This is a genomic window from Roseburia intestinalis L1-82, from assembly GCF_900537995.1.
Lineage (GTDB): Bacteria > Bacillota > Clostridia > Lachnospirales > Lachnospiraceae > Roseburia > Roseburia intestinalis.
The window spans coordinates 434,831-454,218 of the sequence record NZ_LR027880.1 but is presented as its reverse complement, the minus strand read 5'-3'; the positions used below and the strand labels follow the sequence as shown (position 1 = coordinate 454,218).

At 46.8% G+C, this 19,388-nt stretch carries 14 protein-coding genes; 1 reads left to right on the top strand and 13 read right to left on the bottom strand.

The features are described from left to right. Positions 1-21: 21 nt before the first annotated feature. The 13 genes from RIL182_RS02205 to RIL182_RS02150 form a co-directional block, all read right to left on the bottom strand. A complete protein-coding gene (locus tag RIL182_RS02205) occupies positions 22-5,937 on the bottom strand; it encodes an LPD25 domain-containing protein (protein ID WP_243128756.1) in 5,916 nt (1,971 codons plus the stop codon). 656 nt (positions 5,938-6,593) lie between these two features. After that, positions 6,594-6,947 (bottom strand): TnpV protein, encoded by a 354-nt coding sequence (locus RIL182_RS21555; RefSeq protein ID WP_081646569.1) that lies wholly within the window; start codon positions 6,945-6,947, stop codon positions 6,594-6,596. 885 nt (positions 6,948-7,832) lie between these two features. Beyond that, positions 7,833-8,039, bottom strand: coding sequence for a hypothetical protein (locus RIL182_RS02200; protein ID WP_006857236.1), 207 nt, complete (start codon positions 8,037-8,039; stop codon positions 7,833-7,835). Positions 8,040-8,053: 14 nt separating this feature from the next. Continuing rightward, positions 8,054-8,761 carry a hypothetical protein gene (locus RIL182_RS02195; protein WP_044999031.1) on the bottom strand — a complete coding sequence of 236 codons (708 nt, stop codon included), beginning with the start codon at positions 8,759-8,761 and terminating at the stop codon, positions 8,054-8,056. Next, on the bottom strand, positions 8,754-8,900 hold the full coding sequence (locus RIL182_RS02190; protein WP_226840188.1) for a hypothetical protein: 147 nt from the start codon (positions 8,898-8,900) through the stop codon (positions 8,754-8,756). Before RIL182_RS02190 ends, RIL182_RS02195 begins: the two co-directional genes overlap by 8 nt. Beyond that, positions 8,890-9,186: a hypothetical protein gene (locus RIL182_RS02185; protein ID WP_006857235.1), complete on the bottom strand. Its 297-nt coding sequence runs from the start codon at positions 9,184-9,186 to the stop codon at positions 8,890-8,892. The genes RIL182_RS02190 and RIL182_RS02185 overlap by 11 nt, the downstream gene beginning before the upstream one ends. Next, positions 9,173-9,475, bottom strand: coding sequence for a hypothetical protein (locus tag RIL182_RS02180; protein ID WP_015522621.1), 303 nt, complete (start codon positions 9,473-9,475; stop codon positions 9,173-9,175). The genes RIL182_RS02185 and RIL182_RS02180 overlap by 14 nt, the downstream gene beginning before the upstream one ends. A 145-nt stretch (positions 9,476-9,620) precedes the next feature. Continuing rightward, positions 9,621-13,763 (bottom strand): SpaA isopeptide-forming pilin-related protein, encoded by a 4,143-nt coding sequence (locus RIL182_RS02175; RefSeq protein WP_119223947.1) that lies wholly within the window; start codon positions 13,761-13,763, stop codon positions 9,621-9,623. Between the two features lie 189 nt (positions 13,764-13,952). Then, positions 13,953-14,900 carry a ParB/RepB/Spo0J family partition protein gene (locus tag RIL182_RS02170; RefSeq protein ID WP_025577642.1) on the bottom strand — a complete coding sequence of 316 codons (948 nt, stop codon included), beginning with the start codon at positions 14,898-14,900 and terminating at the stop codon, positions 13,953-13,955. Further along, positions 14,854-15,681, bottom strand: a complete 828-nt coding sequence (locus RIL182_RS02165) for a ParA family protein (protein WP_006857232.1) — start codon at positions 15,679-15,681, stop codon at positions 14,854-14,856. The genes RIL182_RS02170 and RIL182_RS02165 overlap by 47 nt, the downstream gene beginning before the upstream one ends. Before the next feature lie 125 nt (positions 15,682-15,806). Continuing rightward, positions 15,807-15,986 (bottom strand): hypothetical protein, encoded by a 180-nt coding sequence (locus RIL182_RS02160; protein ID WP_006857231.1) that lies wholly within the window; start codon positions 15,984-15,986, stop codon positions 15,807-15,809. 114 nt (positions 15,987-16,100) lie between these two features. Continuing rightward, on the bottom strand, positions 16,101-17,966 hold the full coding sequence (gene rlmD / locus RIL182_RS02155; RefSeq protein WP_006857230.1) for a 23S rRNA (uracil(1939)-C(5))-methyltransferase RlmD: 1,866 nt from the start codon (positions 17,964-17,966) through the stop codon (positions 16,101-16,103). A 169-nt stretch (positions 17,967-18,135) separates the two neighbouring features. Then, positions 18,136-18,471 (bottom strand): winged helix-turn-helix transcriptional regulator, encoded by a 336-nt coding sequence (locus RIL182_RS02150; RefSeq protein ID WP_006857229.1) that lies wholly within the window; start codon positions 18,469-18,471, stop codon positions 18,136-18,138. Between the two features lie 274 nt (positions 18,472-18,745). Here RIL182_RS02150 and RIL182_RS02145 point away from each other — a divergent pair, with 274 nt between their 5' ends. Then, the gene (locus tag RIL182_RS02145) at positions 18,746-19,270 is read left to right on the top strand and encodes a nitroreductase family protein (protein WP_082241359.1); all 525 of its coding nucleotides are present in this window, start codon (positions 18,746-18,748) and stop codon (positions 19,268-19,270) included. Positions 19,271-19,388: the final 118 nt, after the last annotated feature.

Here is a 19,388-nt window from a genome sequence, read left to right as displayed (position 1 = left end):
AATACAAATATGCAAACCGCATTATCTCTCCCGACTTGCACATTTTCTTTCGGGCTGTTCTTCTGTCTGCTCTGGCTCGGTATCCATAACAGAAGTATCTTTTTCATTCAGATTCAGCTCAATGTTAAGAGCGTTCAGCCGTTCTGTTTTTTCTTTCAGCTCATCTTCAAAGGCAAAAGGCTTCTTGATTTCCTCCTTTGCGGTTTCAAGCTGTGCGATAGTTTCCGCCTTTTTGGTCTTGGCAGCTTCCAGTCTGGCAGGGAGCTTTGACAGCTCGTTTTCAATTCGGGTCAGATTTCCGAGGGCATCAGCACCTAAATCAACCTTATGCTTTGCTTTTCCGCAAAGTTTCATACAGTAATGGGTGTTGACCGTATCATAATAAATCTCCATTCGGAAACCTCGGTAGCTGCCAATTTCGGTAGGTGCGGACATCGGATACTCTTTACAGATTGCAAGGAGCATCTCGCCTGCGTCTGCCTTTTCGGTGTAGGTCACGCCTTTTAGGGTCATCGGGCAGAACTTATCCTCGCCCTGCGGCTTGTGCTGCTCGGCAAGAGCTGCATCATTTTCATAGCCTGCAATGCGTTCCTCATACTCCTTAATGGTCTGGGGATAGTATTTCAGCACCCTGTCCTCAAGGTCGTAATGTTCGGAAAGATAACTCTGCTTTAACACTCGGAGCTTGGAAACCTGTATATCCAAATCCATCTTTTCCTTAAAACGGGCATCACCTGTGGCAAGCATTTTAACCTCCGCAAAGGACAGGGCAACCTCGTCCACATCTTCGGCAGAGCGTACAGGGCTTTTGCTCGTCATTATCTGGCTGATAAATTTCTGCTTGCTCTCCACTAACTGATAGAGATAAGCATCAAAAGTCTGCTCGGTCACATATCGGTAAACCTCCACCTCTGGAAACATATTGCCTTGCCGTTCAATACGCCCCTGCCTTTGTTCAAGGTCGGAAGGACGCCACGGACAATCGAGGTTATGGATTGCTATGAGTCTGTCCTGCACATTCGTACCTGCTCCCATCTTCGGAGTAGAGCCGAACAGCACACGGACTTCGCCGCTTCTTACCTTGCCGAACAACTCTTTTTTCTGTGCATCGGTGGTCGCTTCGTGGATAAAGCGTATCTGCTCCGCAGGGATACCACGGGCTATCAGCTTCTCCCTCATATCGTCATAGACATTGAAAGTACCGTCATTTTTCGGGGTGGACAGGTCGCAGAACACAAGCTGTGTCGCTTTGGTAGCGGCGTGTTCCTCCCAGATACGGTACACATTATCCACGCAGACATTGACTTTACTGTCTGGTTCGTCTGGCAGCATCGGGTCAATCATTCTCTGGTCAAGAGCCAGTTTCCGTCCGTCATTGGTTATCTTGAGCATATTGTCAATGTTCGGCTCGACAAGCCTTGCCCTGACTTTCTCAGCCCGCTTCGCAAGGGAAGCTACCATTTCGGTCTGTATCTCACTCGGCTTAGTCTTAATATTGTGGTAATTGACCTTTGGCACAGGGAGCTTTAGCATATCGGCGGTCTGTATATCTGCCACCTCACGGAACATCTGCATCAGCTCTGGCAGGTTATAGAACTTGGCAAACCTCGTCTTGGCTCGGTAATTCGTGCCTTCGGGTGCTAATTCCAGAGCTGTAACCGTTTCTCCAAAGGTAGAAGCCCAACTGTCAAAATGCTGCAAACCGTTCTGTGCAAGGGTGTCATACTGCAAGTACCTCTGAACGGAGTACAGCTCAACCATTGAATTGCTGACAGGCGTACCCGTTGCGAAAACCGTGCCACGGTTGCCCGTGATTTCGTCCAAATAGCGGCATTTCATAAAGAGGTCGCTTGATTTCTGGGCTTCGGTCTGGGCGATACCGCCTACATTCCGCATCTTGGTGTAGAGGTACAAATTCTTATAAAAATGGCTCTCATCAATGAAAAGCCTGTCAACGCCGAGCTGTTCAAAATCGATAACCGTATCCTTACGCTTGGTGTCGTTGAGTTTTTCGAGCTTCGTCTTGATTGCCTTTCGGGTTTTCATTAGCTGTTTGACCGTGAACTGCTCTCCTTTGGAAGCCTGCACATCGTCAATGCCACGCTCAATATCATCAAGCTGCTTTTCCAACTGCTCCCTCTGGCGTTCTATGCTCATCGGGATTTTTTCAAACTGCGAATGCCCGATAATGACTGCATCATAGTCGCCCGTGGCAATCCTGCCGCAGAACTTTTTGCGGTTTCCTGTTTCAAAATCCTGCTTTGTTGTAACAAGGATATTTGCACTCGGATAGAGCCGCAGATACTCAGAAGCCCACTGACCGACAAGATGATTCGGCACAACAAACATGGATTTCTGGCATAAGCCGAGCCGTTTGCTTTCCTGTGCGGCGGCTACCATTTCAAAGGTTTTGCCTGCTCCCACCTTATGGGCAAGGAGCGTATTGCCGCCATAAAGGATATGGGCGATGGCGTTGACTTGATGGGGTCTTAGTGTGATTTCTGGGCTGATACCTCCAAAAGTGATATGGCTTCCGTCATACTCACGGGGTCGCACAGAGTTAAAAGTGTCGTTGTAATAACGGACAAGGCGGTTTCGCCGTTCTGGGTCTTTCCATATCCAATCCTGAAACGCCTGCTTGATGACTTCCTGCTTCGCCTGTGCCGCCGTGGTTTCCTTTGCATTGAACACCGCTTTTTTATTGCCGTGTTCGTCATACACATAATCAAAGATACGGGTGTCACGCAGGTTTAAGGTGTCCTCAATAATACGATAGGCGGAAGCCCTTTTCGTACCATAGGTGCTGTCCGCCTTTACATTCCCCATATCGGAGCTTTTATTCTCTATGAACCAGTCTCCGTTTATCGGGGTGTATCGTACCTTTAATCTGCCTGCGGCATAGCTTGACGGAGTTAAAAGCTCCATCACAAACCGCTGTATATCTTCCTGCGGTATCCAAGTCGCACCCAGACGGACAGAGATTTCCGCCGCCGAGAGGTCTTTGGGAATGACCTTTTTCAAGGCATCCACATTGACCGCAAGCTCTGGGTCATTCTTCGCAGCAAGCTCCGCAACCGTCAGCTTGTTTCGGACATTTCCCGACAGATACTCGTCTGCGGCTACATAGGAAACAGGCTCACAGTTCGGTACTTTGAAGATAACACCTTGTAAATCCTGCACAAGCTCAACCTGCGTTTTGCCTGCGAGCTGCTCCATATAAGGCAAATCAACACGGGCTTTCTCTCCGATAGAAAGGGCAAGGGCTTCGCTTGCAGTTTCAACCGAAGTTACTTCTCGGTGGGGTTTGATAGTCCGCTTTGTGAACATATCTGCCTTCCGTTTGAAGTTGCCCTCATCATCAAGCACCTCCAGAGAACATAAAAGGAAGTAGCTCTCATCTGAAGCAAAAGCAAGATAGTTTCCTCGGCTGTTGATTAGACCGTATTTTGCGGTATAAACATCATACAGACGGTTGAGGTTTTCCTGCTCGGTGCGTATCATTTCCTCTGGGTAATCTTCGGTCTGATACTCTATGAGCTTACGCACACAGTCACGGATTTGGATAAGTCCCTTAATACGGTTTTCTGCGGTCATCGACACAGAAGCAGGTTGCATACGGTCATTCTCTCGGAAGTAAACCCTGCCGTCCACCAGAGTAAAAGAGAAGTTACGCACATTCGGGTCAGCAGGAACAGAAAGCTCCTGCTCATCGGAGATTTCATCAACCCTATTATCAAGCTCTGGGATTTCGCCGTTTATCCTCTGAACTGCATTGGACAGAAGCTCGGAAAGTGGTATATCCTTACGGGCTTTACAGACAGGCTCGAAAGTACCAAAGCGTGTGTTTTCCATCTTTATCTCGCCCAACACCATTTCGGGGTGTTCGACAAAATATCTGTTCATCGTAACACCGTTTTCGTCCGTATCAAGGTGTACCCAGTCTGGCTCTATATCCATCACTCGGTCACGCTTTTGCAGGATAAGAATATCGCTCGTGACCTCCGTGCCTGCGTTTGCCTTAAAAGTGTTGTCAGGCAGACGGATAGCTCCGAGCAGCTCGGCTCTCTGGGCAATATACTTGCGTACCTCTGGACTTGCTTTATCCATCGTACCCTTTGAGGTAATGAACATCACAACGCCGCCGGCACGGACTTTATCCAGTGCCTTTGCGAAAAAGTAGTCGTGTATGAGAAATTTCTGGGCGTTGTATCGGCTGTCATTGACCCTTATCTCCCCAAAAGGCACATTACCGAGGACTACATCAAAATGGTCGTCTGGGAGATTTGTTTTCTCAAAGCCCTCAATGGCAATGTTCGCTTTTTGGTAGAGCTGCTTTGCAATCCTGCCTGTGAGAGAGTCGATTTCCACGCCGTGGAGCTTGCTGTTTTGCATACTTTCGGGAAGCAGACCAAAGAAATTACCTGTACCGCAGGACGGCTCCAAGATATTGCCCTGTGAAAAGCCCAGGCGGTCAAGTGCGTCATACATCGCCTTGATAACAACAGGCGGCGTATAAAAAGCGGTCAGCGTTGACTCCATAGCGGCACGGTATTCCTCTGGGGATAGGCTGGCATATAGCTCCTTAAATTCCTCCGCCCACGCCGCATTGTGTTCATCAAATGCCATAGAAAGACCGCCCCAACCGACATACCGAGATAGGACTTCCTGTTCTTCGGGTGTGGCAAGGCGGTTTTCGATTTCAAGCTCGTGCAGCAGGTTGATTGCCGCCATATTGTTTCGGAACTTTTCTTTTGCTCCGCCGACACCGATGGCGTCATCGTTAATACGGAAATTATGACGGTCTGCGGCAGGAGCTTCCGTTTTTTCTTCGGGTGGTAATTCGGTTTTTTCCTGTTCCAATAGCTTTTGGATATAGCCGATTTTCTCCACTCGGTTTATCGGAAAACCCACATTGTTCTGGAATGTGATGTCACGCAGGGACACATCGCCGCTGATTTTGCCAATATTCTCAATGAGATATTTACGGTTATCTATGATGATTTCCCTGCCTATGAGGTCGTCTGTGGATTGCTCTGTTTCAATGGCAGGAGCTTCTGCGCCATTCACTTTATCGGCATTCGCCTGTGGTTTTTCTTCGGCTTCCTTGGCTGTCCTGTACCAATCACTTTCGGTAGCCATAATCTCATCAAGGAGCTTTTCGTCCTCTTGGGTCAGCTCGGTGTGCTGTTCCAAGAATGGGATAAACTCATCTCTGCCACGGAGCAGGCTTTCTCGGTCATCTCCATATAGCTGTTCGCCCTTTGGCGATAAGGCATAATCGTAAAAATTCTTAATGTGGGCAATTAAATCGCCCTCACCATCGCCAATATCAAACCGCCCTTCATAGTTAAATTCCTCGCCGCCGATAACAGCCTTGATAACAAAATCTGTCTTGTGATACCACCCGATATTTTTATCGCCCTCACGCTCACGGTGCTGTTTCTCGTCCAAAATACCAAGCAGCTTATTACCCAGCGCAAAGCTCAAATCCGTATAGCAGTCATTAAGCTGTCTGTCATAAAAGGCAGGGTGTTCGGAAAAACCGATAGAAAACTGTATTCCGTCCTGCTTTTTCTCGGACGGTGTTTCTGTCCTCTGTTTCTCGGTTACGACCACTTTCAGGTGGTCATTTGCAGGATTTTCCGTTAGCTTTTCTTCAAAGTCGGCTCGGCTGTATTCCTGCCCCAAGATAGGGAACTCGGCATTTTGCAGATAGACCTTTTCCTCGGTAAGTGTTGCAATCTCATATTTATCCGTACCGATATACACCACATCGCCCTCATTGTAGAGGTAGCGGAGTGGGTGCAGCTCCCTTAATTCCTCGGTAAACTTCCACCCATTACTACGGCTGAAAACTGAGGTCGTTTTCCATTGTACCTGTGCAAGAAAGTCTATGAGCTGTTGAACAGTTGAGGGGTCGGACAGATGCTGTTCCATTTGCTCGGCGGTCACATCTGCAAGGTCGCTTCGTTCCACAACAGATAACAGGTCTTTTTCGTACCTGTCCAAGTCACGGATAAAGTCAGATAGCCGCAAAGCAAGGGTATCCCGTTTGTCGGCAGGCGGCAGGTCACGGTGGGCGTCAATAAAACGCTGCCTTGCTATTTTCCTCTGGGTGTCAATCTCATATTGGGGAGCTGACATGCTCTCCAGATAATCGGCATAATGGTCTTTTTCTTTCGGATTGAGATAGCGGTTATCCTTAATCATCTCACGCAGACGCTTTTCAACCTGTGACCATTTCAACACAAGGTCGTGATTGGTATAAGTGCCGTTTCGGTCAATGGCAAGACCTTTGCTGTCATGCCAAGAATGACCGCTGAAACCATCGGGGAAGATGTGCGTACCGCCGCCCGTTCCATACTCATTTTTAAGGAACTCAATATTTTTCTGTCTGTCCTCGCCCTTTTGGAATTGGCGGTAGATACGGTATTTTCCGTCCGCAACGCCACTGCCTTTCTGAAGCACGGAGTCAATATCTTCTTTGGAAATAGTAAAAGCAGAGGCATTTTCGTCCTCTGCTTCGGCTATCATTTCGATTTGTTCATCTACGGTTGGAAGATTGACCCTAACCTCATCCTCTTTGGCAACGCTTACTTGTAAATCAGTTCGGTCAGTATCACTTCCTCCGCTTGACTGCGGATGTTGTTCATCAGTCCGACCCACTGCATCGGTGCTTTCTCTTTCAGTTCCTCTGTCACGCCCTGCTCGGCTGAGAGCTGCTTCGTCAGAAGCTCCAACCTCTGGAGTGCTGTCTGCTCTACCTCGTGCAGATGCCCGTTCAGCCTGCCCGATGTCAGCAGATTGAGATAGGTCACTCGCTTGTGCTTCTCCAGATAATCCCTGTGCATCAAAGCGTACCTGCCAAGCGGAAGCTCTGGCTCTGTCGGTAATGTTAGGTCGGGAATAAGATAATCCCCCTGTCTGCTGTAAGTGATTTCGCTCATTGTATTCGCTCCTTTCGGGTTGTTGTCTGTCTTTATCATACTGAGCCTGCGTTCTTTGTGCAAAGGTGCGATTCTGGTCTTTTTCCGCCATTTGCACATTTCGGATAGACTGTGAGATTTCCCGTAACGCCATTTCCGCAATATCGCTCGTGGCAATGCCGATGGCGTTTATCGTTGCAGGGGTATTGAAATTTACAATATCCGCAAAATCATCACGGTCAAAAAACTCATTCATATCCAGACCGCAGCGGCTGATCAGCATAAAAGCAACGCTGTTTGCTGCCAGCCGCCTGTAAATGACTTCTATATTAAAGTCATCCAGTTCTTCCAAAAAGCTGTCTTTCGTGCAGTCCTTTAACTGAGAAAAATAGTCTTGCAGATTGTCCTCCACGGCGTTCTTTGCCGTTTCCATTAAGGCTGAAGCAAGGTCAGTGCTTTCCACATCTCCAAACCTGTCCGAGAGCCTTTCCATAACAGCCTGCTCGTATCGCTCATCCATCTGCCATATCGGAACAGGGCGGCTGCCATAATAGCCCTCGTGGGTGTCGGACACATCAAAATAGTATTTCAGCGTATTCCTGCGACCTTTCGGGTCAAATACGGCAATACCCTTGCTGTCCTTATTGACCCAACGCCTAAACTGTCTGTTCCAAGTTTCGAGCTTCGCAACGGCGACAGCATCGGGGCGTTGGGCGTATATTAAAAGCTGTTCGTCAAAACGGCATTTATAGTTGCGGCAGGCAGAGGACAGAAAGCCCTGCCACGCCTGCGGATTTTTTGCAACCGCAACGCCTGTACGCCGATACAGCTCTGTGATTAGCTGATACTTCGCAGCCATTCAACCTACACCTCCTTATCGTTTTTGTTTCAAATATTCCTGTTTGCTCACTCCGCACCACCGCCAAGAAAAGAAATGACCTTGTTCGATTTAATGCTCTTTTGCAGGTCATTGATGAGAGTAATATCCGCAACCGTGATGCCCTGCATAGAAAGAATATCGTCCATAGTCATAGCGGCAATCGCTTTTTCATCGGTAAAGCCTGCTTCCAAGACCTTATTCAAGACCTTGACGGCTTTCTGATTAACAGCCATATTCTAAATCCTCCTTATCGTTCTAAATCCTTGTGCTTCGGTGTTTTCTGCGGCGTTTGTTCCGCAGGTTTCGGCTCATAGGTCGCCCCGTTTTTCTGCATACGCTCGGCAAACTCGCAGATGTGGTACAGATTGCTGCCGACTTCGGTATGGTATTCATCAATAAAGCGGCAGGGATACTCCCGTTTCTCCCCCCAAGAGGTCGTGACAATGACCTTTCCGCCGTCTGGGATACGAAACAGTTCTTTATATTGAGGGTCAATAAAGCGGATACCTTGTTCCGCTTTCTGGATATGCTTATCAAGCCATTCCTTCACATAACAATAGCAGTAAAAATTATAGTCGCCTTTGGTGGGATTGCACCGAAGCAGAAAAGCGTGTTTCTCCGTATCTACACGGAAACCGTACTCAGTGCAATAGTTGCCCTTTATCGCACTTTCTGGAAAATGCCTTGCAAACGCACTCATATCATAGCGGTTATGCAAAAGCCCTTTATCCTCCCGTAAAGCATTGATGACCGTATCAAGGTCTGCCTTAAATTCGTCAGATTTCCATTGGGGTCTGGTATCAAACCAAGTGGTGTAAAAGCCATAGCCCGTTGTGGCAAAGTCACCACGCAGATGCCCGATAGTGCCTGTCTGCCCCTCAAGCTGCATACTTTGGGCATAGGTGTATTGCTGTTCTGTCGGGGTTAAAGGTCTTGTCTTTATTTCATTACTCATTCGGCTGCTCCTTTCTTTCCTTTTTCTCTTTCTGCTCGTCCAAAATCTTGCGGATACAGACATCGCAGAAAATAACTGACCCGTCCTTATATCGGGGATAAGGACAGGTCGTGCAGTCATATTTTATTTTATCGCTCACGGTCATCACCGTTTTTCTGCTTCTGGGCAGGCTGATTATAGGGCATACGGCACTCTGACTGGTATCGTTCATTCAGCTTTTGCCGTGCAGCATCAAGCTCATTCGTGTAATAACCCCAGAAATAATTTGAGCCGCCCTTGCAGTACCAACACACATAAGGATTGGGTGCGTTGGGATTGTGACCGATGACAAGCTCTGTACTCCCGATAGTACAGCTCTCGATGATTTCATAGTTCTGATTAGAGCGTTTTTCTTCGTCCATAAGCACCTCTCTATTCTTTGGCATAACGCCGATAAGCTTTCTCGCCCGTGGCTCTCATTTTCTGAACAGGGCGGCTCCCTGCAAGCTCTGGATACCGTGCCTGCAGCTTGCGGCGTGTCCTGCTGACGCTCTCAAAGCTCGGCAGACCGAGATATTTGTGCTGCGTCATTATCTCCGCAAGCGGCATTGCCCCTGCATCCTTCAGACAGGCATTACAAAGTGCAAGATACAGCACCATATCGTCATTTCTGGCATCTTCATTCTTTTCCAGAACAGCCCTGACTTTCTTTTCAATAGTTTTAAGGTTTCTCATTGTTACCTCCATAAAGGAAAGGGCGGCATCTTTCAGCCGCCCAAACCACTTACTTATTCTTTCTGTTACGGATATTCAGCCATACCGCCGCACCCACAATGAACACGACAAGCACGATTGCGATAATGGTTTTAGCGTCCATCAATTAGTCCTCCTTTTTCTTCTTTCTGTTCTTATAGCCGACAAATCCGAGAACGCCCGCACCAACAACAGACAACGCTGCAAGGCTTACCCATAAGCCCAGATTGAAGTCATCGCCTGTTTTCGGGGTATCCCTGAACTCATTGTGCATCTGCACGATAGCCGTAGCGTCCACCTTGACCGTTGCCTGTTTATCGGCAGGCAGGATATATCCTGCGGAAGCCTTGTCGCTTACTTCGGATACGGTATAGTCGCCAATCCGCAAGCCCTCAATCACGATTTCTCCGTTCTTATCTGTCTTAAAGGTCTGGTCATAGTCCACGCCTGTCACACGGAAAGAGAAGCCCTCCACCTTACCGTCAGAGGAAGTCTTTACGATTTTAAGAGAGCCTTTCTGTGCTGCATTGATAAATCCTACACCCGCCTTATTTTCCACGGTGTAGGTCTTGCCGTTCTCCTCAACGGATACGGAATACACATTTTCATCAAGCACAAAGCCTGTCGGAGCTTTGGTTTCCTTTACCAGATATTTGCCGTAGCGGAGTTCACTCATCTGGTAAACGCCGCCGTCAAGTTCTTTCATTTCGCCAAGCAGCGTATCGTCTTTATCCAGTTTCCCATCGCCATTAGTATCGGAGTAAACCTCAAATACCGCACCAGACAGCTTGTTGTCGGGATAATCCTCATCAACCTTTGTCAAAGCGATATTGCCCTTAATGAAGTAGTTGACAAGTTCGATTTCCACAACTTCGTCCACCTTGCCGATTGGCACGGCGATTTCTTCCTCGGAGAGTACATATCCCTTCGGGCTTTCGATTTCACGGATTATCCAAGTTCCATACGGCACTTTGGCAAAAGAAAAACTACCATCATCTTTTGATGTGGTAGCTGCAATCGCATTTTCCTTTGTAAACTCGGTAGTTCCTGTCGTAAAGATACCGATAACTGCACCTCCCAGAGCCTTTCCGTCCTCATCAGATTTCTTACCGCTTACAGAGCCGTAAATAATGTCATTTGTGATAGCTTCGCCCTCATTGGCTGTGATGCGGACAGTTTCGGTATCCTGTCCTGCGTATTCAAAAGTAACAGGGTATTTTGCATCGCTGACAATATATGCGGAGTTGGTCGAGATTTCCTGCACATAATAGCTGCCCATCGGCAGGTCGCTGATAGCTTTCCCGTGACCGCTTTCATCAAGGGAAATGACCTCAATCAGACCGTCCGCAGGAATGGTCTTTCCATCTGCGGCTGTGAGTTCCTCCGCCGCATACAAGCCAAAGGTCACATCAAAGATTTCTCCATTCTTGCCAATGCCGTAGGCTTCATCAATGGCAAGGCTCTTGATGAGGTCGATTTCAACACGCTGTCTTTCATTATAGAAAGAAGTAGCCGTTTCCGTTACATCAACATTCTGTCCTGCATACACAAGCTCAACAGAACGGACTTCCTCATTCAGCACCATTCCATACGGAGCTGTGATTTCCTTAACCTCATATTTTCCGAGATACAGTTCTTTGGATTTTACTGTACCGTCTTTTCCTGTCGTAACGGTATCTACAACCTCGCCCTTGTTTGCTCTGACCGTCCCGTCCAGAGTGACAATATCCTCGGCTGCGGTAATTTCATAGACTGCACCCTCAAGACCGCTGACAGAGAAAATCGGCTGATACAATCCCTTATCGCCTGCAACGGAGCTGAATACCTCGCCAGACTTTTCTACGGTAATTGTGCCTTTCTGTGCCATATTGGAACGTACTACCTCAATAACGGTAATGCCGCTTTCTTCCTCGGAATTTTCCTGCACCACATCAAAATAAACAGGCTCGGAATTTAAGACATACCCATACGGGGCTTGTACTTCCACAAGGGAATAGCCTTTGCCGTATTCCAATGTCTGCGGTGTGATAAGGTCGCCGTCTGCCGTAGTATAGAAGGTGTCAATGGTCGTCACTTCGGGATAAGTGAAAGTCATAGTCACAAGATTTCCATTCGGGTCGTAAATCTGGAAGCCTGCACCTGCATACGGGATTGTATTGCCTGTTTCTGCATCTTTCTTTACGATTTTGATATAGCTCTCAAAGTTAGCGTTGTTGATAAGGTAGCGGTAGGTCTGACCGTCCTTGCTGATAAACACATCAAAGTCTTTCATCAGTTCACGCCCCTCCCAACCAGAGGTCTGGCGGACGGTATAAATGCCATACGGCATATCCTTTGTCTGGGCAAAACCGTTCTCGTCACATGTCAGCACATCACGCTCGGTTTCCTTTGCATTTTCATAGCTGCCTGCGGATTTGAGGAACACTTCAAATACCGCACCTTCTTCGGGTGTTTCAATCTGGGTTTCCCCGTTATCCGTATGCTTGATGAGTGCGATATTGCCTTTGATGACCTGTTCATTCACATCGTTTGCGGTACTGTTCAGCTCTACCGTGTATAGCTCTGGTTCTGCACCTACCTTGTGGATTGCGGTATCCAGAAGATACCCCTCGGACGGGCTGATTTCACGGACAGTCCAATCATTATCACAGATATAATACTTGGTCGTAAACTGACCGTTTTCATCAGTCGTGTAGGTGTCAATCAGTTCCTCACCTTTATAGATGCCGTAAACCGCACCTGCAAGGGAAGCATTGCCCTGCGGAGAACCTGTTTCTGCATCGGTCTTTGTCACAGTCACTTGGAATTTTTTCAACACATTGTCGAAGCTGCGTTTTGTGACCTTGTTCCATTCAATCGGAGCTGTCTGGGAAGCAGGAACGACATAGCGGACTGCGGTATCCACTTCCTCAACCACATACGGGGTATCGCCACTGATAAGGACATTTTCAAACTTAGCCAGTCCATTTTTATCAGTCACGGCATACTCGTCAACAGGCAAGCCGCTTAAAGATGTGCCATAAAGGTGGAATTTCATTCCCTCCACCAGATTGTCCTCGGAAGTCTTGACGATTTCCAGACTGCCACGCTTCAAAATATTGCTGAAGGTCACAGTAGAGGTTTTTCCTCCGATAAGTGTGACGGTCTGGGTTTTCTGCGGCTCATAACGGTCAATAGACTGTTCTGTGACCGTATAAGTGCCAGGGAATAATCCCTCCACGGAGACAGAGCCGTCCTTTCCTGTCTTAACTGTTTTATTGAAGTTATCACCTTTGATTGTAAAAGAGATGCCCTCCACAACTCCGTCCTCAGAAGTCTTTTTGAGGGCAATCGTGCCTGTCGGCGTTTCGATATTGATATATGCAGACACGGTATCAGCATTCTCCACACCTGTTACCAAATCCTGCAAGTTCGGGTCGCCATAGGCAATGAGCTTTGCACTGCTGCTGACAGTCGGCACATTGTTCCTCTTTGCCGTAATGCGGACAGAACCGCTGATAGCTACAGTGGAGCTGATTGTCAGCTTATTTCCAGACTTCGATACACTCACATTACTGTCAGAGCTTAAAAAGCTGTAATCAGAAAGCACGCCGTTGCTGTCATTCAATGTGATGCTGTACTTTCCGTCCTTGTAGGCAAGCTCCTTTGTGATGTCATTCTTACCACCCGACATAAAGCTCGGAATGGTGTTATGCTCACGCAGCATCGCAACAATCTGGTCATACACTGCCCTTGCTCCGCTGTTGGCATAATTTGAACCGAAGTGCAGGCTGTAAACGGTAGTGCTTGTCTGGTTATATGAGCCTGTGGCTTCACGGCAGCCTGTGACAAACTCCCAAACGAGTGTCTGCGTGGCAAGCCATTTTTCATCATCACTTCCTGACAGATTATTTCGGTTGCCCTGATACCCATAGAGCAGGGCAAGCCCAACCGCCTTTTTCTGGTTGGCTGAAAGGGCGTTCCAAGTATCAGAGGAAGCCTTTTTTAAGGTGTTTCCTGTTTTCAGCGGTACTCCCGGCTGAATACAAAACGCATTCTCGCCATCCACAAACATACGGTACTTGTAATTTCCTGTTCCGCCTGCGGTATAGCCGCCGATATTCGCACTGGAATTGTACCTCATCGTATTACCGTTGCTGTCATAGGTGTGGGAAAAGGAAATCGTCCCGATGTCACCCGCAGCAAACGCCGTCGCAGGCATTATGGATAATGCCGTGACCGCAGCCATTACAAAAGCCGCAGCCTTTTTGAACAATTTAGGGATTTTCATAGTTACCTCCTGTAATTTGGATTGAATATTTTGCCTTACTGACCGAAAAAAGCTGCCCGTTATGGACAGCCTAAAGTATTTCTTTTCTCGGATAGTTACTGGCAGTAGTTAGGGGGTGAGGTGTGGAGAGGGGGAAGCCAAAATAATGGCTATCCACTCAAATGGGCAGACCTCGCCCTCGATGTGTGGCTATCTCTCGTGAGCCTTGTTCCGCTGCAAGTGTCGGTTATAAAACTCTAACGCCTTGACAACAAAATCCGTTTCCTGCCCTCTGGGAACAGTCTTGGGAATGAGCTTGGTTATCCTCTCGTCACGGAAAGCGGGTTTTTCCTTCTGATTGGGCTTTTCTTCCTCCATAATGGACTGGATAACCTCGGAAGTGAGCTTGCCGTCTTGGTTATACTTCTTCATTTTGATAGCCTGTGCCAATGACGGGGTAGCATCGTTGTACTCCATTGCTTCAAGCAGGGTGTATTGCTGTTCCTCGGTCAGATAGGAAATTTCAACCGCAGGACGGAATGCAATCTGCCTTTCATCTACCATTTGCAGGATTTCGGGTACAAGCTCCGTTAGACGGATATAGCGGCGTATCTGGTCTTTGCTTTCTCCAACAAGTTCTCCTAATTCCTCATCAGAACGCCCTTTTGATAAATTAGTCGCCAATGGCGACGCATTTTCTTTTGGGGGTCTGCCTGCCTGTCGTTTCATAGCTTCCAACCGCATTTTATACGCAAACGCTTTCTCACTCGGCAAAATAACAGAGCGTTGGAGATTACTTTCCACCATGACAATAATGGCTTCATCACGGGTAAGCTCTTTGACCTCGCATTTCAGCGTTTCAAGTCCTGCAAGTTCACAAGCCTTTTTTCGCCTGTGACCACTGATAAGCTCATACCGTCCGTCCTCTTTTAAGCGAACTGTCGCAGGGGTCATTACACCGTTTCGCTTGATACTCTCAACAAGTTGTTCCATATCTTCGTCCATTAAAACCTTGAACGGGTGGTCTGGAAACTCGTCAATCTCCGATATGGGAATATCCCGTATCTTGCTTAGCTTTGCTTCCTCACGGCTTTCGTCCGTCTGAAAAAGGTCATCGTATGCGGTCAGCTCGATTTTGGTTTCTCTGCTTCTCGCCAATCTCTGCCACCTCCTTTCCTAACTGCTCATAGGCTGCGGCAACCTTGCCGCTTTTGTCGTAAGCAAAAATACTTTTGCCTTCTGCGGTAGCTTCCACCGCACGGATAGAATGAGGTATCTCGGTATCAAATACCTTGATTTTCTTACCGTATGCACTTTTGACCGTTGCCGTAATTTCCTTAGAAATGTTGGTACGGGGCATTACCATAGTCATTAAGATACCGTCTATTCGCAGCTTTGGGTTGATTTGCCGCTTGACCATTGATACGGAGCGAAGCAAAAGCTCCAGACCTTTAGCCGAGAGATAGTGGGGCTGTGTCGGGATAATTACGCTGTCAGCCGCCGCCAGAGCATTGATGGTTATCATGCCTAAGCTCGGCATACAATCAATAAGCACATAATCGTAATTCTTTTTAACCTCATTGACATAGGTTTTCAGCACACGCTCACGGCTCATTGCATTGATTAGCCTTACCTCAAAGCCCGACAGCTCAATGTTTGACGGAAGCAGGTCAACGCCCTCTCTGTGATGGATAATACCCTGTGAAGCATCAAGCGTTTTATCGTCTATGATGTTTTGCATCACAGTAGAGAGCGTTATGGGAATATCGTCTGGTCTGTTATACCCCAGAGCCATCGTGAGATTTGCCTGTGCATCGGCATCAATCAGCAGGACTTTTTTACCCTGCTGCACCAGACTTACACCCAAATTGACCGCTGTGGTTGTTTTTCCGACACCACCCTTCTGGTTAGTCAGAGCAATTACTTTGCAATTTGACATAGATGCGTCCTCCTTTCACATAGATTTAGCCACTTTGTCAAGGTAGCTATGTAAACAGTACCAGAGAACGCAAAAAAGCCGCCTACTCTTAAAATCAATAAGAATAAGCGGCTTCGTAATTTGCCTTAGACATATTCAATTTTCATTCTCTTGGTCGGTGCATTTATGACCTTAAAAATAAGCTCGTCAATACAATCCGTATATCTGCCTTGCTGTATGAGCTGATTTTTTAACTCTACAAGGCTATGTATCAAAAGTTTTCTTTCGTGGCTATCCAAATACAGATGATTAAATTTCTCTCTCATAAGCACACCTCCACTTCTTTAGCTTCATTATATTGGAAAGCAGGGGAAAGGACAAATCTGCAAAAAGGGACAAAAATAAGCGTACCACTATTTCTAATGATACGCCTATCCTCATTAAATCACTTCAAAATGCTTCAACGCATCCTTTATGGCTTCCACTTTCTCTGCTGTCGGATGCTTCCTCGGCTGTTTCAATTCCTCTACCGCATTAGGAGCATCGTACATTGGCAAGCCTAAATCTCTTTTTACCTCTGCGATATATGCGGTATGTACCTTGAAGCCGTATTTAGCTTCTATGTACTCCTTTATCATTTTGTAGGTCACTCGTTCTTTGGGCTTATATTCTTCGGCTCTTTTAGCGATATTATCAAGCGGAACTTTTCCCTCACCCTCGCCAAACTCAACTTTTACGTTGATATGTCCGTCTGGCTTTTTGTGGGAAAGCAGTACTACCGTCTCAACATGTTTCGTCCACGGAAAAAGATCCACCGGCTGACACTCCTTTGCCTGATACCCATGTTTCGTCAGATACTTTAAATCCCTTGCAAGTGTCTCCAGGTTACATGAAATATACACTACGCGCTTCGGAGCAAGCCGGATGACCGAAGATAAAAACGCCTCGTCACTTCCTGCTCTTGGCGGGTCCATGAATACGACATCCACATTGCCATCCGGTGTTGCCTTTTTTCCCGATTTTGTGGCATCCGGCACCTGATTTTTTTTCTGATCGGCACGGTATTCCGCCATCTCCACCATAAACTGTCCTGCATCGGCATTGTAAAACTGGACATTTTTGATGTCATTGCGTTTTGCGTTGGTTACGGCATCCCTGACTGCATCACGGTTTAACTCCACACTGATGACCTCTTTTGCTTTCGACGCTGCAATAAGACCGATCGTTCCAATGCCACAGTAAGCATCCACAATCCTCTCTTTTCCCGTCAGTCCGGCATACTCGATCGCCTTCGTATAAAGGATTTCAGTCTGTACCGGATTCACCTGATAAAATGATTTGGGGGAAATGCGGAAAGTACAGCCACAGAGTGTGTCCTCAATATAGCCTTTTCCGTAAATAACTGTCTCTTTTTCTCCTAAAACCATACTGGTCTTTTTGTCATTGACATTAAGAACGACCGTTGTGATCTCCGGGTGAAGTTTACGCAGTGCCTTGACAAAATTATTCTTGGACGGAAGGATCGGGGAGCCAAGCACTAATACTACCATCACTTCTCCGCTGTGAAAACCGCGACGCACCAGTACATGACGCAGCAGACCATATCCGGTATCCTCATCATAAGTCTTGATTTTAAAGGAACGTAAAAGTCCCCGGATATCGCGGATGATCGCATCTGCCGTCTCATCTTCGATCCGGCAGGAATCTATGTTTACAACATCGTGTGTCCCTGCTTTGTATACGCCGGAAATGACAGATCCGCCTTTTGCAATGTCAAATACTGCATGCACTTTGTTGCGGTAATGATAGGGATGTTCCATCCCGATGATCGGCAGTACTCTGCAAAATTCTCCGACATTTTTTCTAACATATTCCTGCTTTTCTTTGAGCTGTTTTTCATAGGAAAGTCCCTGATAATCGCAGCCACCGCATTTTTTTGCATACTGGCACATGTCTGCGTTCTGCTTCTTCGTGATCATTTTTTCCGACGTGTTTTTTCCTGATACTTTTTTCTCTTTTACCGATTTTCCATGATCCGTTTTTTCTGTAAATGCTTTAGTCACTGCATACTTCTTTTCCATTTTTCCGATGGTTCGCTTTTCTGCTTCCTGCTTCACTGTTTTATCAACCGCATATTTTTTCTTTCCCATTTTTCCGGCGGTTCGTTTTTCTGCCTCCTGCTTCATTGTTTTATCAACTGCATACTTTTTCTTGCCTGCAGCTTTATTTTTCGCTATGTCTTTATTTTTAACTTTACTTTTGTTCCTCATTGCACTTTTATTTTTCATTGCATTTTTATCTGCCATTTCAATCCTCCATTCTTTTCAATAAAAACAACACTTTCATTGACACCTCATGTTTACGCACAAGCACAAATCCTGCGCACAATCCTCAATCTCTCATCGTGCTCTGTTCCCCGCTCTGCACCAAGACACAGTATTCCTGCTTTTCACTTGTCCCTCAAACCTTTCCGCCTCACGACTCTTCCACACACTGACTCGGAATGTTCAGATAGGACTCTCCCCAGTTACACATGGCATTTAGGATCGGTGACAGGCTCTCTCCAAACTCCGTCAGGTTGTACTCTGTTTTGGGCGGGACAACCGGATAGACGGTTCTTTTGATAAGTCCGTCTTTTTCCAGTTCCCGAAGTTGCTGTGCGAGCATTTTATCGGTGGCTTTCGGTATCTTTTTATGAAGTTCACTGTAGCGGAGCGTTTTTCCCATCAGATGAAACAAAATGACCGACTTGTATTTGCCGCCGATCAGGGAGATCGTCGCCTCCACCGGACAGTTAAATTCCTTATTCATAGATCTATTTCTCCTTACTTACTTTTTCGGAAGTATATATCAAAAAAGTGCATACTTGCTTATATTCTGCATTTCCATATAATTATAGACATGAACGTTCAGAAACACAAGATAGAATCCGAAATAAACAGGATTATCCCAGCGAAACCGCATGAAATTCAATTATGTGCAAAAATCAGCTCAAGCATGGAGGATTAGCGTGAAAAATAAGATTTTTCACACGCAAGATCCGTGCTTACACACAAACTCAAGATGCGCAAAAAACAGCTCAAGAATGGAGATTATCATGGAATTATTAGAGATTGCAAAAAAGAGACATTCTGTACGAAAGTACACAGGAAAAGAAATTGAACAGGAAAAACTGGATAAAATCTTAGAGGCTGCCCACGTAGCACCGACCGCCGCGAACATGCAGCCGGTACGCCTTATAGTCGTAAAAAGCAAAGAAGGACTGGAAAAAGTCGGAAAAGCAGCAAATATTTATCAGGCACCGGCTGCCATTGTCGTCTGTGCCAATAAGACAAAAGCCTGGAAGCGTCCGTTTGACGGCAAGATCACAACCGACATCGATGCCTCGATCCTGACCGACCATATGATGCTTGAGGCAACCGAGCTTGGTCTTGGCAGTGTCTGGATTTGCTACTTTAACCCGGACATATTAAAAGAAGAACTGAACCTTCCGGAAAACTTAGAACCGGTCAATATCTTAGCACTCGGATACAGTGATGAACCGGATGCATCCGCAGAGCGTCATAAAGATATGCGCATTGGCATGGATGAGCTGGTTTCCTACCTTTAAAACAAATAGCATGCACCACAAACAAACCTGTGATTTTAAGTAATCACAAAATTGCCAGGATCATGCATCAGCATCCGAATGTCAGATTTTAATCTGACTTCCGGGGTTGTACATTGCC

What these genes read in the sequence shown, in the direction of transcription:
- RIL182_RS02205 (WP_243128756.1), bottom strand. Translation starts at nt 5,937, where the DNA reads ATGGAACAGCATCTGTCCGACCCCTCAACTGTTCAACAGCTCATAGAC.
- RIL182_RS21555 (WP_081646569.1), bottom strand. Translation starts at nt 6,947, where the DNA reads ATGAGCGAAATCACTTACAGCAGACAGGGGGATTATCTTATTCCCGAC.
- RIL182_RS02200 (WP_006857236.1), bottom strand. Translation starts at nt 8,039, where the DNA reads ATGGCTGTTAATCAGAAAGCCGTCAAGGTCTTGAATAAGGTCTTGGAA.
- RIL182_RS02195 (WP_044999031.1), bottom strand. Translation starts at nt 8,761, where the DNA reads ATGAGTAATGAAATAAAGACAAGACCTTTAACCCCGACAGAACAGCAA.
- RIL182_RS02185 (WP_006857235.1), bottom strand. Translation starts at nt 9,186, where the DNA reads ATGCCAAAGAATAGAGAGGTGCTTATGGACGAAGAAAAACGCTCTAAT.
- RIL182_RS02180 (WP_015522621.1), bottom strand. Translation starts at nt 9,475, where the DNA reads ATGAGAAACCTTAAAACTATTGAAAAGAAAGTCAGGGCTGTTCTGGAA.
- RIL182_RS02175 (WP_119223947.1), bottom strand. Translation starts at nt 13,763, where the DNA reads ATGAAAATCCCTAAATTGTTCAAAAAGGCTGCGGCTTTTGTAATGGCT.
- RIL182_RS02165 (WP_006857232.1), bottom strand. Translation starts at nt 15,681, where the DNA reads ATGTCAAATTGCAAAGTAATTGCTCTGACTAACCAGAAGGGTGGTGTC.
- RIL182_RS02160 (WP_006857231.1), bottom strand. Translation starts at nt 15,986, where the DNA reads ATGAGAGAGAAATTTAATCATCTGTATTTGGATAGCCACGAAAGAAAA.
- rlmD (WP_006857230.1), bottom strand. Translation starts at nt 17,966, where the DNA reads ATGGCAGATAAAAATGCAATGAAAAATAAAAGTGCAATGAGGAACAAA.
- RIL182_RS02150 (WP_006857229.1), bottom strand. Translation starts at nt 18,471, where the DNA reads ATGAATAAGGAATTTAACTGTCCGGTGGAGGCGACGATCTCCCTGATC.
- RIL182_RS02145 (WP_082241359.1), top strand. Translation starts at nt 18,746, where the DNA reads ATGGAGATTATCATGGAATTATTAGAGATTGCAAAAAAGAGACATTCT.